The 15,623-nt window shown below is 53.5% G+C and carries 15 protein-coding genes and 1 tRNA gene; 6 read left to right on the forward strand and 10 right to left on the reverse strand.

From position 1 onward, the window contains the following. The first annotated feature begins 152 nt into the window (after nt 1-152). Nucleotides 153-1,100, forward strand: coding sequence for a carbohydrate kinase family protein (locus tag AUQ41_RS18320; RefSeq protein ID WP_063089730.1), 948 nt, complete (start codon nt 153-155; stop codon nt 1,098-1,100). Nucleotides 1,101-1,197: 97 nt separating this feature from the next. Further along, nucleotides 1,198-1,440 carry an Lrp/AsnC ligand binding domain-containing protein gene (locus AUQ41_RS18325; RefSeq protein ID WP_063089733.1) on the forward strand — a complete coding sequence of 81 codons (243 nt, stop codon included), beginning with the start codon at nt 1,198-1,200 and terminating at the stop codon, nt 1,438-1,440. Nucleotides 1,441-1,529: 89 nt separating this feature from the next. Here the strand turns inward: AUQ41_RS18325 and AUQ41_RS18330 are convergent, their stop codons facing one another. Then, the gene (locus AUQ41_RS18330; protein ID WP_232308451.1) at nt 1,530-2,015 is read right to left on the reverse strand and encodes a hypothetical protein; all 486 of its coding nucleotides are present in this window, start codon (nt 2,013-2,015) and stop codon (nt 1,530-1,532) included. 338 nt (nt 2,016-2,353) lie between these two features. Between AUQ41_RS18330 and AUQ41_RS18335 the strand changes: the two genes are divergently transcribed. Both AUQ41_RS18335 and AUQ41_RS18340 read left to right on the forward strand, forming a co-directional pair. Next, nucleotides 2,354-3,133, forward strand: coding sequence for a GNAT family N-acetyltransferase (locus AUQ41_RS18335; RefSeq protein ID WP_063089736.1), 780 nt, complete (start codon nt 2,354-2,356; stop codon nt 3,131-3,133). A 65-nt stretch (nt 3,134-3,198) separates the two neighbouring features. Further along, complete coding sequence (locus tag AUQ41_RS18340; RefSeq protein WP_063089738.1) at nt 3,199-4,011, forward strand: 1-acyl-sn-glycerol-3-phosphate acyltransferase; 813 nt, start codon at nt 3,199-3,201, stop codon at nt 4,009-4,011. Between the two features lie 6 nt (nt 4,012-4,017). Here the strand turns inward: AUQ41_RS18340 and AUQ41_RS18345 are convergent, their stop codons facing one another. Both AUQ41_RS18345 and AUQ41_RS18350 read right to left on the reverse strand, forming a co-directional pair. Further along, nucleotides 4,018-4,878: a cupin-like domain-containing protein gene (locus AUQ41_RS18345; protein ID WP_040823827.1), complete on the reverse strand. Its 861-nt coding sequence runs from the start codon at nt 4,876-4,878 to the stop codon at nt 4,018-4,020. A 286-nt stretch (nt 4,879-5,164) separates the two neighbouring features. After that, nucleotides 5,165-5,257 (reverse strand) — tRNA-Ser (locus AUQ41_RS18350). Between the two features lie 282 nt (nt 5,258-5,539). Here AUQ41_RS18350 and AUQ41_RS18355 point away from each other — a divergent pair. Then, nucleotides 5,540-5,761: a hypothetical protein gene (locus AUQ41_RS18355; protein ID WP_008890757.1), complete on the forward strand. Its 222-nt coding sequence runs from the start codon at nt 5,540-5,542 to the stop codon at nt 5,759-5,761. A 157-nt stretch (nt 5,762-5,918) separates the two neighbouring features. On the opposite strand, the gene AUQ41_RS18360 is transcribed toward AUQ41_RS18355, so the two are convergent. The 7 genes from AUQ41_RS18360 to AUQ41_RS18390 form a co-directional block, all read right to left on the reverse strand. Then, a complete protein-coding gene (locus AUQ41_RS18360) occupies nt 5,919-7,097 on the reverse strand; it encodes an MFS transporter (protein WP_063089743.1) in 1,179 nt (392 codons plus the stop codon). A 49-nt stretch (nt 7,098-7,146) separates the two neighbouring features. Next, entirely contained in the window at nt 7,147-8,181 is a 1,035-nt protein-coding gene (locus AUQ41_RS18365) for a GlxA family transcriptional regulator (protein WP_232308452.1), read from the reverse strand. Between the two features lie 129 nt (nt 8,182-8,310). Continuing rightward, nucleotides 8,311-9,999 carry a hypothetical protein gene (locus AUQ41_RS18370; protein WP_063089746.1) on the reverse strand — a complete coding sequence of 563 codons (1,689 nt, stop codon included), beginning with the start codon at nt 9,997-9,999 and terminating at the stop codon, nt 8,311-8,313. Nucleotides 10,000-10,253: 254 nt separating this feature from the next. Next, nucleotides 10,254-10,850, reverse strand: a complete 597-nt coding sequence (locus tag AUQ41_RS18375; RefSeq protein ID WP_063089748.1) for a membrane integrity-associated transporter subunit PqiC — start codon at nt 10,848-10,850, stop codon at nt 10,254-10,256. Further along, complete coding sequence (locus AUQ41_RS18380; RefSeq protein WP_063089751.1) at nt 10,847-12,526, reverse strand: intermembrane transport protein PqiB; 1,680 nt, start codon at nt 12,524-12,526, stop codon at nt 10,847-10,849. The genes AUQ41_RS18375 and AUQ41_RS18380 overlap by 4 nt, the downstream gene beginning before the upstream one ends. Further along, nucleotides 12,523-13,848: a paraquat-inducible protein A gene (locus tag AUQ41_RS18385; protein WP_063089754.1), complete on the reverse strand. Its 1,326-nt coding sequence runs from the start codon at nt 13,846-13,848 to the stop codon at nt 12,523-12,525. The genes AUQ41_RS18380 and AUQ41_RS18385 overlap by 4 nt, the downstream gene beginning before the upstream one ends. A gap of 146 nt (nt 13,849-13,994) precedes the next feature. Further along, complete coding sequence (locus AUQ41_RS18390; protein ID WP_063089756.1) at nt 13,995-14,894, reverse strand: LysR family transcriptional regulator ArgP; 900 nt, start codon at nt 14,892-14,894, stop codon at nt 13,995-13,997. A gap of 101 nt (nt 14,895-14,995) precedes the next feature. On the opposite strand from AUQ41_RS18390, the gene AUQ41_RS18395 reads away from it, so the two are divergent. Beyond that, entirely contained in the window at nt 14,996-15,622 is a 627-nt protein-coding gene (locus AUQ41_RS18395) for a LysE/ArgO family amino acid transporter (RefSeq protein ID WP_063089758.1), read from the forward strand. The last annotated feature ends 1 nt before the right edge of the window (nt 15,623 follow it).

Below are 15,623 nucleotides of genomic sequence, written 5' to 3' on the forward strand. Positions count from 1 at the left end.
TTTCTGCGTGATCAAACGACCGAAAGGCAGTCTGTAACGGACTGCCTTTTTTGTTTTCCTTGCCTTCATGCGCGCTTGAGGCTTATCAACATCGCTTACAGCACATGACCGTCACCTGCGTGACGTCCCACGACAAAGAGCACCCGTTGTCTATGACGCCTAATGCCAACATTCTTTGCTTTGGTGCCGCCCATTTCGACCGCACCCTGCAATGTACCGAGACTTTTGTTCCCGCTGCCTCGAACCCGGTTCGGACCTTGCATCGCAAACCTGGCGGTGTCAGCCGCAACATTGCGGTGCATCTGCGGCTTCTGGGCAATAATGTCGCGATGCTGGGTGCTGTCGGGGATGACGGGGATGGCGATCAGGTGATCGAGGCGCTGTCCGAACTTGGGATCGATACCCGCCATCTGATGAAGATCAGTGGCATGGCAACGGCCGGTTACACGGCCCTTCTTGATGAAACCGGCGAACTTGCGCTCGGCATGATGAATGCCGAGGTCTATAACCTGCTGACCATTGATCGCCTTGAACCGCATCTGGCAAACCTTCAGGCACGGCCATGGTGGTTGGTTGATGCGAACCTGCCGACCGAAAGCATCATTTGGCTTGCCGAAAACAAACAGACGACAAAATTCTGTGCAGCCACTGTTTCCCCCAGCAAGGCAGTAAGGTTCAAGCCGGTGCTTGATAAACTGGACCTGCTGATTGCCAACCGTGCTGAAACACGCATCCTGACGGGTATCGAGATCAACGATCTTGCGCAGGCGAAGGTCGCGGTCGAGCTTTTGCGCGGCAAGGGTATCCCCGATGTCGTGATCACGCTTGGTGCCCAGGGGGTTGTGTCCTCGTCAGCATCGGGGACGGCGTTCTGGCATCCGTTGCCCACCAAGGTCAAGGACGTCAATGGTGCGGGTGATGCCTTCTATTCCGGTTTTCTGTCGGCTTACTCGAAACCACATACGAGCTTTGACGATGCAATAGCATCGGGCCTCGCGATGGCGAGCCTGACGGCAGAAACCGAAGGCACCACCGTTTGGGATCTAACGCTCGACGCGGTCACGGAACGCGCGGCAAAGGCCGAAAGCAAGGTCCTTTGACCCAAAGGGGCCAAACCAAGATCCTGCTTGATGATTGCATGGATCATGCAACGCAGGTAGCTTGTCCTGAATTCAACTTCAAACCGGAGCCGATCCGATGCATCCGTTTTTCATCTTTGTGAAATGTGAACTTGGCAAAGCCTATGACGTCGCAGCAGCGCTTGTTGAAGAGGTCGAAGGCGTTTCCGAAGTCTATTCCATCTCCGGCCCGTTTGAATTGTTGGTCAAGGTATATATTGATGACGGACAGGATATCGGGCGCTATGTGAACGAAAGTATCCACAAGCTGCCTCATATCAAGGATACGCAGACCATCATTACCTTTAACGCCTTCACCTGAGGGGCAAACGGCCGACAAACACGCTTGCAGAACCAAAAGCGGCGCCAATCAGGCGCCGCTTTCTTTCTGTCGGATGCAGGCAACGCCACTTAGTTCCTGGCAACATCCCGGATCACATCAAGAATGATCTCGGTCCCCTTTTCGATCAGCACAACATCGTCGCCAACGATCTGACGCAGCGCGCCGTCCGTGCGCGCAGGAAGTCGTGAAATCAGGTTGTCGGGCAAATCGCGTTTGGCAATACCGGGCGGTAACGTGCCGCCGCGCTCAAGCTTCATGGCAATACCAGGCGGCAAGCCTTTGTTGCCTTTACCCTTGTTACCCTTGTTCTTTTTATCGCTATCTTGGTCAGTCTGCCCGGTCGCAATATCAAGCACATCGCGAATAATGCGCCGTTCTTCATCACTGAAAATACCGCCACCTTGGGCAAGTTCGACAACAGTGTGATCATGTTCCTGATTAGCCGGATGTGACTGTACAGGTGTTGTCAGGGCAAGACTGGCACCGACAAGAACAAAACCGGTCGTAATTGCTTTGACCCAGCTGGTTGTGAACGGCATGGCGACCTCTGTCATCGTGAAAAATATCCAAACTCATGTGGGGACTTTGCCCAAAATTGCGACAAGCCCAGTAAGGATAACGTTTCACCGGCCACCTTTATGCCATACTGCAGAGAATATTTTTCTGGATTGGTCACTGGGCAGATCGCGGCAATACCAAATGATGCATTTGACCTTGTCATCAATACGCCTTGGGCTTTTCAATTCGCGACGGTATTCACCCGAAAACACTGGTCGATTTCACGCTATCATATTGTTTTCATAGACAGTTCATTATGTGATACAAATCACTCTGTCATCGCGAAAAGCGACGGTAACCAAGTTTCATTAGAACAACAGAATTAATTTCCAATATGGCATCCGGTAGATTTTCTGTTCATCTGGCCAAGACCAAACAAGACCTGAAAGCGGCGCAAGAACTTCGCTTTGAGGTCTTCTTTGGCGAATTTCACGCCAAAGCCATGACCGAGCAACACTCGGCCGGCCTTGATAGCGATAAATTCGACGCGTTCTGCGAACACCTGCTGGTCGTGGATAATGAAAATGACAAGAAAGTCATCGCCACCACCAGATTGCTGCTCTCGCAACAGAAACCCGCAGATCTCTCATACATCGCGCAGGAAGAGTTCTCTATTCCCCTGCTTGGCGCTGTGAGAGACAACTGCATGGAAGTCGGCCGATCCTGTGTTCACAAGGACTATCGCGATGGCAAGGCCATTCAGCTTCTGTGGCGCGGTATCACCAAGCTGATTTTCAATCATGACATCCGCTATCTGTTCGGCTGCGCAAGCTTCCATGCGACCGATATCGACAAGATCGCCTACGAACTGTCATACCTGCATCACTACCGGCTGGATGATGAACCTCATATTGCGCGCGCACTCGATTATCAGTCGATGGAACGCATGGCAAAAGACGACATTGATCCGGACGAGGCCCTTGCGAAATTACCCCCCCTGATCAAAGCCTACTTGTCGCTGGGTGGCGTTGTTGGCGATGGCGTCGCACTTGATCCCGATTTCAAGACGCTTGATGTATTGATTACGGTAGATGTCGCCAAGGTTCCCGACCAATACTACAGGTTCTACAAAAAGCAGGCTGATCGCCTTGATCTCACACCTCTAAACGCGTGAGTGCGATTACTGTTAGAAGAGACATCCGTGACGTCAAACAAGGGTTTTCAAGCGCTTTGGACCAGATGGCAACACCCCACATCACTGCACCGATCACACCAGCACAGCACGTGAAGGCAGGGCTCAAATTCACGACGCTGATGGTGTGGCTGTTTGCGATGCTGATCCCTTTTCTGATCCTTGAAGGTCTGAAGCTCCGGGCCAGTTCCCAGATTGTCCGCATCTGGCATCTTGGTGCCCGCAAGATCACCGGCATCAAGGTCGAAGTCACCGGATCGCCAAACGAAACCCTTCCTTTGCTGCTGTTGGGGAACCATACGTCTTACCTCGACATTCCGGTGATCAATGCGCTGTTCACCGTAAATTTCATCGCCAAGTCCGAAGTTCGCGGCTGGCCGGGGATCGGGTTCCTTGCGCGTTGTTGCCAAACCATTTTCGTTGAACGTCGGGCCATCAAGTCGCACGAACAAATCAAGATTCTGCGCGACAAGATCCTGCCAGACCGTCGGCTGGTTCTGTTTGCCGAAGGGACAAGTACGGATGGTACTGTCGTCCTGCCGTTCAAATCGTCGCTGATGGAATTTGTGTTTGATGAAAAGATCGCTGAAGTTTGCCACGTTCAGCCGATAACCGTTTTATGCCTGAAAGACAGCGCGGGTGGATCTTCGCCAGAACCGGAAACGGTTCTTTACCCCTGGTTTGACGACACAACCCTTGCCTTCCATTTCTGGCGGTTCATGGCAACGTCGGGCTGTACCGTCAAAGTCCATTTCAGCCCAAGCCGTGCGGTATCCGAATTTGACAACCGCAAGGAACTGACGCGATGGGCTCATGCCGGGGTTCAAAACGGCTATGACATCATCCTAAAAAAGGCCTAGGCAAGTTTACGCTTTGCGCGCCCGGGCGTGTGCCCAGTCTTCCTTCATCTGATACCACTTCTTTTCGCCAATCATCTTGCCGAGATACTGGTCAATGACCTTAAGCTTGAAGATGCTGGCAAGACCCGCCGCACGCGCAGGCCAGGTTTCAGGCAAGGCGCGCAATGTCAGGCTGATGCCAGCCGTGCTGTATTCGATAAAATGCCACCAGCGGCTGGGGATAAAGATGGTATCCCCAGGCTCCAGAATGCACTCATAGCCGTGGATATCCTTAAGCTTGGGATAGCGTTCCAGATCCGGGTTTCGAAAATCGATATTGCACGAAACAGTCAGCGGATGCTGATACAGGTGCCGTCCGTTTTCGCTTCCATACAGGATCACACGTTTGGTGCCGGTCATCTGCGTCAGGAAAACATGGCTGTGATCCAGATCGTAATGAATATCGACATACGCATCCTGACCACCAACAAAGAGGAATGGATGATTTTTCAGGAACGTGACGCCCAGGTCTGGATATGAAAAATCCTCGCGCAGTTGCGGCATATGCTTGAACACATTGAACAAAAACATGCGAAGTGGTGTCGGCCCCGCCTGAATAAGATCAAGATATTCGCCAAACGGCATGCTTTGGGTTGAATCGAGATAGTCGTTGTCCGAGTTCGCAAATGCCTCGCTGTAAAGCGGCACCTCGACATCGCCACAGCCCTGCTTCAGGTAGTCATAAGACCATTTTTCCAATGCAGGCCAGTTTGCGGCGAAACTGCGCATGATGACGGGACGTTTGGGCTTAAGATACTGGTCAATAAATTCTTCCCGGCTCAGATCATCTCGTCGATCAATGCTCAGATAGCTTAATTGGCTCGTCATTCCGGCCCCGTCTGTTTTCTTGTTTTGCTGCACACCAGAACGCTCAAGCCTTTTTTCTGTTCCACCTTCGGCTTGGAGCTTGTCAGATAGATCATAGGAAACAGACGAAATCAAGCTGGCTGCGCCGGTGGCACTATGTACTAAACAGTTGTAATTTTTGATCTCTTGCGATGAGCCAACCTGATTTGGGAACCGATCTGGCCTCACCATGAACAATCGCGTCGGCCACGGCCCAAATGCGTGGGCTCGAAACGAAAAAAGCACCCTTTTGGGGTGCTTTAATCAATGGCGGGCAAGGAGGGATTCGAACCCTCGATAGGGCTTTTGACCCTATACTCCCTTAGCAGGGGAGCGCCTTCAGCCACTCGGCCACTTGCCCTTTATGTCCTTGGTGTTCCCTGCGGAACGACGCCTTTCTTAAACATCGCCATGGCCCATGTCAATGCCCGAAACCGGCGTTAAGGTCGTTTTCTTTTTAACAGTCCTGCCAAATAAAACCAGCAGCTTTTTGCCTGCATTGCTCACTGCATTTCCCGGTTGATTGGGAAAAGAGTCTTCAAACCATCACACGGCTGTCATCGGACAGAAAAAAACAGCTGTCATAACGGTGTGGTCGATTGGTTTTTCACCGTCTTTTGACGTAAATGCTGGTTGGAGAAAAATGCGTACGATCTATCAAAGCACGGATGATCTCGGTCATACCCTTCGCGCCCTCAAAATGACCAAGGAAGGTCATAACGACCCTGTTTACATGGGGCTGGTCATTCAGGACCGAGAAGTCCTGTTCCGTACCCGCGAAAACAGTTCACGCGATTTCGTTTTGCAGAAGATCAAGGAATTCGTCGCAGGCAATGCGACAAGTTTGGTATCCCAACCGGCCTGATGGCCGGTTTTTTATTGCCTTTACACATGCACCTAGCCCGTTCTCGTCCATCACGAACGGTTTAGGGTGCAAGCGACTTCAGTCGCGCCGGGGCGACGATCCCCGTTCGCCCTGCAACTTCACCGCCGGTCGTCTTGACCGGCGGTTTCTTTTGATTTCATACGCCTGCGGTTGCTTGCTTTCCGGCATATCCCCGCCACATCAAAATCAGTGCAACACCCAAAACCGGCAACACACCAAAGTTGATCGGGCTCCAGCCGGCACCGGCGATCAATGCACCGCTGGCAATTGTGGCGACTGTCGCCGTCCCACTGTTGCCAAGCTCCATCAGGCTTTGAGCATGCCCGCGTTCCGCCGCATCATGCCCCTCGCCTAGCATCGTCGTCCCCGCCAAAAGCATCATGTTCCAGCCAATCCCCAGAAGGAACGAACTGATCAGAAAAGCGGCAACCGAAATGCCCGAGACGGCAACACCAACACTTATTACCAGTGCAAACGCCCCGAATGATGCGACCCGGCGTGGCCCAAACCGGTCGATCATTGGCCCGGCAACGAAGGCCGGCAAGAACATTCCGATTAAATGCCAGCGGATCACGTTGGCCGAAACATCCACATCAAAGCCACAATACTTCATCGCAAGCGGCGTCGCTGTCATGACCAGGACCATAATACCCTGCCCGGCGGCACTGATGGCGATTGCCCCGCGAATGACTGGGCGACGCAACAGATCGGACATGACTGCCCTGCTCGACCCGGCACGTTGCGGAATGCCACCGTCTGGCAACATGATCATCAAGGATGCGCCCAGGGCCGCCAGACCTGCCAGCGCCACATAGGCCCCGGCAAACGGAACCGGAAACATGCCTTGGCTGGCAACAGCAATCTCAGGGGCAATTAGCGCGGCAACAACACCCCCGCCCAGAACAAGGGCGGCAGCACGCCCCTTTTCGGATGGCGCGACAGTTTCCAGCGCGGCGTAACGATAATACATAGCCGACGCCTGATAGGTGCCAATCAGTGCGGCGGCAAGCGTCATCAGCCAGAACGAACCGATATAGATGCCGTAAGCCACCATCAGGCCACCCAAAACCCCAAAGAGTGCCCCGACAAACAACCCAACACGTCGTCCACGACGCTGCATCAACATGGCAAGTGGATGAACAGATACGAGATTACCGACCATAAGCATTCCAAGTGGCAAAGTTGCCATGGATGGCGCGGGCGCAAGCGATACACCGACAAGCGATGTCAGGGTAATGCCGATCAGTGAACAGGACCAATACAGCGCCTGTGCGAAGAAAAGCAGACGCAATGATCCATTGGTCAGCAACAACATGTTTCCAACTCCTGAAATTCAAACTGTGATGAAAGCCGTCAAACCGTCGCTAGTTTGCGGTGACTAATGATTTGCGGGCAAAGCGCTCCGCATATTCCTGGGGACTGACAGAAAGATGTCGCTGAAATGCCCGGCGCAGCGTTTCCGGATGCCGGAAGCCACACAACTCGGCAACCTGCCCAATCGCAAGGGCTTCGTCCTGCAACAGCGCGCGGGCGGCTTCTACCCGGACACGTTCGACATAACGTGCCGGGCTCATCCCCAAATCGCGCGCAAACACCCGTGAAAAAGTGCGTGGTGTCATCCCGGCACGTTCGGCCAGCGTTTCAAGTGACAAATCCTTGGCGATATTGCCAGGCAACCATTCAAGCAGATTTGCAAGCCGTGCTGTGGCACCTGTTTCAGGGATCAGGTAGGCACTGAACTGTGCCTGCCCGCCGGGCCGTTTGAGGAACATCACAAGCCTGCGCGCAACGGACAAGGCCAAGGCACGCCCAAAATCGGCCTCGACAATCGCCAGTGCCAGATCAATCCCGGCGGTGACGCCAGCCGATGTGAAAACATGTGGATCGCCATCGAGGCCCGCGGGATCATAGCTGTGCAGCCGATCCCCCATCATTTGGATTGCCGGGTAATCCCTTGCCATTTGTTCGCAACGCGACCAGTGAGTTGTGGCCATTTTGCCATCAAGCACCCCGGCCTCTGCCAGAATAAGCGCACCTGAACAGATCGAGCCTAGCCGTGGTACGATGCCTTCGGCCTTTCTGACCCAATCAAGGATTTGCGGTTCTTTGCATTCTGTCAGAACACCGACACCACCTGGCACCAGCAGAGTATCGACCGTGTCCAGATCAAGGTCACGCCACGCCATATCGGCATATATTCGCACACCACAGGATGTCCTTACCTGCCCACTCGCCCCGGCGACAACGATCCCTTCGTATCCTTGTGGCCGTCCCAGCGCGGAAAGTTCGTCATTTGCCGAGCCGAACACCTGAAGCGGTCCGATGACATCAAGGCTCATGACACCGTCAAAGGCGTGGCAGGCGACTAATTTTGGGGTGTGGGGTGAGTTGGACATCATCGTAGCTCCTTGTCAGAGATACATCATGCCAAATCCCGTATGTGGCAACAATGACAAACACCCCACGATTCTTGCCAACCGGCTTTCGTGGGGTGTTTTGATCATTCAACGCCAAAAGAATTCTTCGGCTCAGAATCCGCTTCGTTGCAACAATGCATAGAAATCGCGGATCGTGCCTTCCTTGGTCGTCATGTCCTTGATGTCATCGACCAATTTGTCGGTAAAGTTGGGCTGTTTCAGATACCCGACCACCCTTTTACGGGCCATGGCAGCCGATTTGCCCTCAATCAGAACACCGCTTGAACAGAATTGAACCAGCATATAGGCGCGTTTGCGCAAATGCAGGCTCGGATTATCAATGCGTTCAATCACCTTCTCGCGGACAAGATACTCTGCCAGCCCGTCATCAAGCTTGGCGCCGATTTCCGCCTTCTGCTCATCAGGAACGTTTGATGCCGCAAGCACGTCATTCATATGTTTGACGGTCGCCATTTTGTCGCGTGGCTTGGCGTCCGGCTCACAGAACGCGCGCAAAGCACGCATATCACCGACAGCGTCGCGCATCATTTCGTAAAGTTCGTCGGCAAAGTCTTCGACGATCCCGCTATTGGCAACCGCGATAAGCCAGGTCAGTTTCCGGAAGTTGGGGATCAGGCGACTGTTGATTTCTGCAACACCTTCGATCAGGGCCCTTGGGCCGCCAACATTGCGCAACCGAGCACCACGTTCGGCAATCGCGCTGACCATGGGCGTGCCATAAATCACGCCCTGCTCTGTGATCAGACGTTCAAGGATCCCGTCGAGCGGATCCGGATCGCTTTCGTGGCGTTGCAGGCTATTGGCACTGCGCAGTTCGCGAACGATGTAATCAAACATCGCTTCCTGACTGTTGGCCAAAAGACCAGACCCAAACAGCGGGTTCAGAAGTTCCAGAATGTCATCGGCAGCACCGCGATTGCCCTTTGCGCGGCCAAGTGCAAGATCAATGTGCAGGGTCACCGCTTCGCCAAAGCTGCGGGAACCGCCAAGCAGTTCCTTGAGTGCGACGGGAGAACCGAGAATATCGGCGATCACGTCATCAATCATCTTGCGGGCGGCTTCGTCCTTTTCATCGCCCTTGACCTTGAGCGCGAGGTCAAGCTTCCCGACCCAGTTACGGGTCGAGGACAGCACACGCGTCAGCGCGACCATGGTCAGGAAGTCAGTATCTTCCGCAAGATTGAGGCGCCGGATTTCGTCACGCACTTCCGAAATGGTGGCGTCTTCGAATGCCGGCAGATCGACTTTTTCAACTTCGCGGGCACGCGCAGAGAGCTGCTCAATCGCGCCATGAAGGTTGTTCATCGCCTCAATGTGATCGCCGTCAGTCGCCTTGGCATGAAGCCCGGCAACCTTGTCAACCGCAGTCGGCATCAAGGTGTCATGGAACATCAGCTTGCGAAGGTTCTGGTAATTGTACATTACCTCGCAAGGCGTCAGAATTTCCTGTTCAAAATATTTGCGCAGCAACCGGTTGATGGTCGCGCGGCTTTCTTTCTGCAAAAGGTCGTTATCCGTCTCGCACAACGGCGCTTCGTCGATCGAAGTTACCCGAACGTCATCGTCCTGGTCCTCGCCCGCACCTTGTTTTTCGAGAAGTACCTTTTCAATATGACGACCGTCGCCGCGTTCCCAGTTACGAATAACGCGCACGGCAGAGATCTTGGTTTTCACAAGCTTTTCAGCTTCTGTAACCGCCTCCTGTTCGACATCAAATGTCGAATGGATTATCCAGCGATCCCCACGCTGGACCATAACTTCAAATGTCGTATCCGACATGACGCGCTCTGGCTCCCTAACTTCCTGTTTGGGCGGCATAAGTCTGCCGTTTAACTAGTCAGGCGCGTGTCCCAATTTTTATATTTATTCTTACTTATACTGCTAATCGGGTTCCTAAAACAATAGTTCGATGCAGATGTTTTATATACTTTCGGGTATTTCTTTAGAATTTCCTAAATTCCCCTGCCCTTGGAGCTGGGAAATTCTGAAAATCAAACTGCGTATTTGGCCGTGAACCGTCCTTTTGCGACGAATCACGGTATCCGCGCCGCAATTTCGGCCGTCAAATCGGCCAGTAGACTGCTCATGGCGATAACGGTGTTATCGAGTGTTTGATCGACAGGTGTGCTGACCTTGTCATACTTGGCTGCTGTAACGATTTCCCCACTTTGGAAATGCACAAGCTTCCAGCGGGCTGTAAGGTTAACATTGCCATCGGCCTGCCGTTCAAAACGGTCGATATCGACAACCACCTGCCATTCCACCATATCCCGTGAGTTCCACGGAAACACTTCCAGCCGCGCTGCAACCCCAGTCCTGTCGAGGTTATCCATAAGAACACGATTGATGTTCTCGCCCAGCGGTTCGGCCCAGCGGTATCCGGAATTGACCTCCGGCCGATTGGCGGCACTACGCGTGACGATCGTCGATCGGTCGAGATAGCTCGGAATTGTCACCGGCCCAACACCAATGACCGTCGTTTCACCGGGGGCTGGCGACACCGGCTGTACCATTGGTGACAGCAAATAATATTGGTCAGGAACCGATGGTGACGCGCAGGCGGCCAAAAGTGGTGCGACCAGCAGCAACACCCATCTGGAGATCATTTTTCGGACTGTCTGTCGCATCATTTATTCTCCTCCGGGCCGCTCTTGCCAAGGATAAGGGCACTCGGGTTCTGTTCGAGGAAATCGGTCAGTTCACGCAGGGAACGCGCCGTTGCACCGAGTTCTTTCAGGGCTTGTTCAAGATTGTATCGCACAGGTGATGTTGGCGCCGTGACATCGCGAACACCGCCAAGTGCCTCGCGTGCTGCATCCAGTGCGGTCTGGGTTGCGGGCAATACACTCGCATCCAAGTTGGTAACAAGCGTGTTTATGCCCGCTGCGGCCTGTTGCAGGCTGATCATCCCGTTATTCAATGCTGGCGACGTGACGATATTTTCCATGCCCTCCACGGTCCCAAGCAGGCGAATTCCGATTTCTTCGATCGGGAAGGTTTCGACCTTTTCAAGAAGACTGGTTAGCGAATTGGCAATTTCGTCCAGCTTTTGCGGCAATGTCGGAAGTTCCGGCAAATTGCCCTCTTGATTGCCAAGATAGCGCGCCGGCGAAACCGGATGCATAGACAGATCAACAAACAACTGGCCTGTAATGAAACTTCCTGTCTTGAGGCGGGCACGCAGGCCATTATCAATCAGGGTTTCAATGGTTTCCTGCGGGTCAACATCCCCCAGGCGCCCACCGACGATGCTTACCCGTTCGGGTTCAAGTGTAACTTCAACCGGCACACGGAAGGCGTGCTGTGTAACGACATATTCCAGATCGACACTTTCGACTGTCCCGACACGGATACCGTTGAATTCCACAGGTGCACCGCGCGAAAGCCCGCGAACCGAGGAATCGAAATAAAGCATGTAGCGCTGGCTGTATCCCTCGGCAAGCAACTCGGCTTTCTCAAGGCTTTCATGCAGTCGGAATACCGTATCTGCGGTCGCCATTTCATCGTTTTCATTTGCGGGTGGCGTATAAAAGTTGATCCCGCCCGCCAAAACAGAACGAACAGACTGCGCGCGTACAGAAAAGCCTTCGGCATTCAGATCAAGGGCAATCCCGCTTGAATCCCAAAATCTGGATTGGCGTTTAACAAGGGCATCGAAAGGTTTGCGGATAAATATGGGGATTGAAACACCATCCGCATTGGCATCCAGTTCGGTATCAAGCACCTCTCCGACCTCGATCCCGCGCAGCAGGACCGGTGTCCCCTCGCCCAGGGAACCAAGTTCTTCTGCGGTCAGGACAAACCGCGTGCCGTTTTCTTCATCAGGTATAAATTGCGGCTCTTCCTCACCAACAAATTGGCGTGCCTTTTCACCCGACTTGTCTGGTATCACTTCAATGTAGGCCCCGGAAACAATCGTTTCCAAGCCGGTAATACCGCGCGCACTCACGCGTGGACGCACAACCCAGAACCGCGTTTTATCTGTCAGGTAATCGCTGAAATCTGCGTTCATCCGGATCGTCAGAACAACATGTTCCATATCGTCGGCAAGATTTATGGCTGTTACCTGACCGACATCGACATCGCGATAACGCACGGCTGTCTTACCGGCAGACAGACCTTCGGCCGCTTCAAACGTAACGGTGATTTCAGGACCTTTTGAGACGATATCACGCCACAACAGCCAACCACCGACGATCAAGGCCACCAGCGGCACCAACCAGATAATTGAAAAACGGCCCCAGCCTGTTCGGATGTCGGGCTTTTCCGGCTGTTGATCCGGTTCTGAACTTTTCGCGTCACTCATGACGGGATCCCCTGATTTTCAACACGGTCATGATCTGTCTTCACATTTGCCAATCTTGGTCGTTTGACCGTTTGCATGCCGGCGCGATCCCAAATCAAACGCGGATCAAAGGCCATGGCCGACAGCATTGTCAAAATAACCACCCCACAGAATGCCACAGCCCCGAACCCGGGTTGAACTGTTGCGATATTTCCAAGTTTTACCAGTGCGGCAAGGATTGATACCATAAACACATCAACCATCGACCATCGCCCGATCAGCTCCGTGATACGATAAATCAATGTGCGCTCCTTGAGTGGACCAGACAACCCCAAGGCGGTCGCAATATAAACCCACCCCAACAGCAGGATTTTGATGATTGGCACCAGAATGCTTGCGGTAAAGACAACGATGGCAATTGGCCACTCCCCGGCCCGGACCAGCGCGCTGACCCCGGAAAGTATTGTGTCCGCCTCTGCCCGGCCAAGATACGTCACGGTCATGATCGGAAAGACATTTGCCGGCACGTACAAAATGACTGCAGCCAGCAACAAAGCCCAAGAACGCGACAGGCTGCGTGGCTTTCGGTGATGCACCATCGCACCACAGCGCGGACAGCGCACATTTTCGCGCCCGCCGCCCAAAACAACCATGGAGCATGTGTGACAGGTCAGAAGTGTTCTGTCTTGCTGATCTGAACCTTGTTGGTTGCCAATATCTTCAGATGTCGGATAACGCAGGTTTGCCGGTGCCAACTGCCGCCAAACGTAGCGTGGATCAAGCGTGATATTCATCAGAAGAACCGTCGGAATCAGGCAGCAAATCGCAAAAAACGCAGGACCGGCAATGACATCAGCAAAATCCGTTAGCTTGGTCAAAGCCACCAACAACCCTATCAGGAAGACATCGAGCATCGACCAGGGCCGGATGATCGCCAGAATGCGCCAGACCTGCTGCATACCGGGCACTTGTCGGTTCATGGTAATCGGCAGCAATACATAGATGTGCGCCATAATCAGGACCAGCGGTGCCAACACAGATGTGACGGCGACCATAATGGCCAAAAACGGAAACCCCTCGCGCCAGAACGTCAGCACGCCACTGCTTAGTGTGTTGGTCTCAACCCGGCCTTCCATGGCAAAGGTCAAGACCGGGTAGCTGTTGGCAATCAAGAACAACAGAAAGGCCGTGACAGCCAGTGCCAACGGTTTGTCAAAGCGCACCTGTGCCGCGCGGTACAACGGCGATCCACATCGAACGCAATATGCGACACTGCCCGTCGGGATTTCTTCCTCGACATGGAGATAGTCGCAATTTTCACAGGCGATCAGTCGATGAGACATTGTTTTCCTGTTTTTACAATCCGTTATACGGACTGGTTCGCACATCAAAGTAAGCGACACTTTTGCATGCAAGTCAAATCGGGGCACTTGGCAGCGGTGAATGTCCTTGGCAAATAAGACAAAACAATGTTCAGAGAGGCATGATTTTACTGCGGAATTTCCGGCAGATGACGGCGCGCCTCAGACAGGACGATGTCGTTGACCCGATCAAGAAGCCGACTGTTGATGGTTTTGTGATGCCAATATAGTGGACGATCAATTTCAAACGGACACGGCCGAACCAGCTTTCCGGTGCGAAGCCCCTCTTCCGCCTGATGCTGTTCAACGACGGCGTAGGCCACACCCTGTTCGGCAAGGGTCACGAAACCCTGTGAACTTGGAACAGTGTGGGCAGGGAATTCCCCGGGGTTTAGTTCGAAGTATTGATGAAGGAACTGATTTTGCAGTTCATCATGTTCGGAAAAATTCACCGCCGGACAAGCGCGCAAGGCATCCGCAGTTACGCCATCCTTGAAATAGCGTTCCTGAAATTCTGGTGAAACCACCATAAAGTAACGCATGGAGCCCAGCGGCCGTACCCGACAACCCTGAATGGGTGTATCGCGCAAACTGACCGCACCCAGCACGTTTCCTTCCTGCAAGGAGTGATGATTAAGCGATTCATCATCGACGACCAAATGCACCAGAACGCCAAGTTTCTCAAACAGAAGCTTGGGCACATCAACAAACCAGGTCGCCAGACTGTCGGCATTAACCGCAAGCGTTACCTGACCGAATTCGCCCTCGGCGCGCACCTCGGGCAGTTCCGCCCCCAGATCCTGTTCAAGCAGTCGGATACTCTGATAATGCGCAAGCAACCTTTGGCCTGCCACGGTCGGGACAATCGGCTTGGCGCGCACCAACACTGGCTGACCAAGTCGCTCCTCCATCAGCTTGACCCGCTGGGATATCGCAGACTGGGTCAGTCCCAGTGCTCGCGCCGCCTTCTCAAAGCTTCCGAAACGGATAACCTCCGCACAGGCCTCAACCAATTTGTAATCGAGCATGACCAACCATCAATTTTTCTAATCCGTGTTTAGTATAATTCGATTTTCTTAATCCACAAAGGTGCTATCAACGGCGGAGCACAGTAGAAGGAATGCCACGAATGCTTTTAACCTATGCCACGGGATTTGGCCTTGGCGGCGGGCTGATCATTGCGATTGGCGCGCAGAACGCCTTTGTTCTCGGTCAGGGATTGCGGCGCAATCATCCGCTGATGGTGGCCTTCGTCTGTGCCTTGTGTGATGCCGTTTTGATTGCGGCGGGCGTCGCAGGGCTTGGAACGCTGATTGCCGCCTACCCGCTCCTCACAAAGGTTGCGGCCTGGGGCGGCGGTTTATTCCTGATCTGGTATGGATTGGGTGCTCTGCGGCGGTTGTTTGAAACCGAAACATTGACGGAAAAGGCGATCTCGAAAACCGGCTGGAAAGCGGTTCTTACGACCACCCTCGCGGTCACGCTTTTGAACCCGCATGTCTATCTTGATACGGTTGTCATGCTGGGTGGTATTGGCGGGCAATATCCAGCGGACGAAAGACTTGGCTTTGCCTTGGGCGCCATGAGTGCCAGTTTTGTCTGGTTCTTTGCCATTGCACTGGGGGCTGCATGGCTTGCACCCTATGTCGCGCGCCCAATCACCTGGAAGATCATTGATGGCGTAACCTGTGGTGTTATGTGGCTGGTGGCCTATAGCCTGCTGGCACCGGAAATACGGGCGCTCATCGGGAACTAGG

This window comes from Thalassospira sp. MCCC 1A02898 (assembly GCF_001618185.1).
GTDB classification, from domain to species: Bacteria; Pseudomonadota; Alphaproteobacteria; order Rhodospirillales; family Thalassospiraceae; genus Thalassospira; species Thalassospira tepidiphila.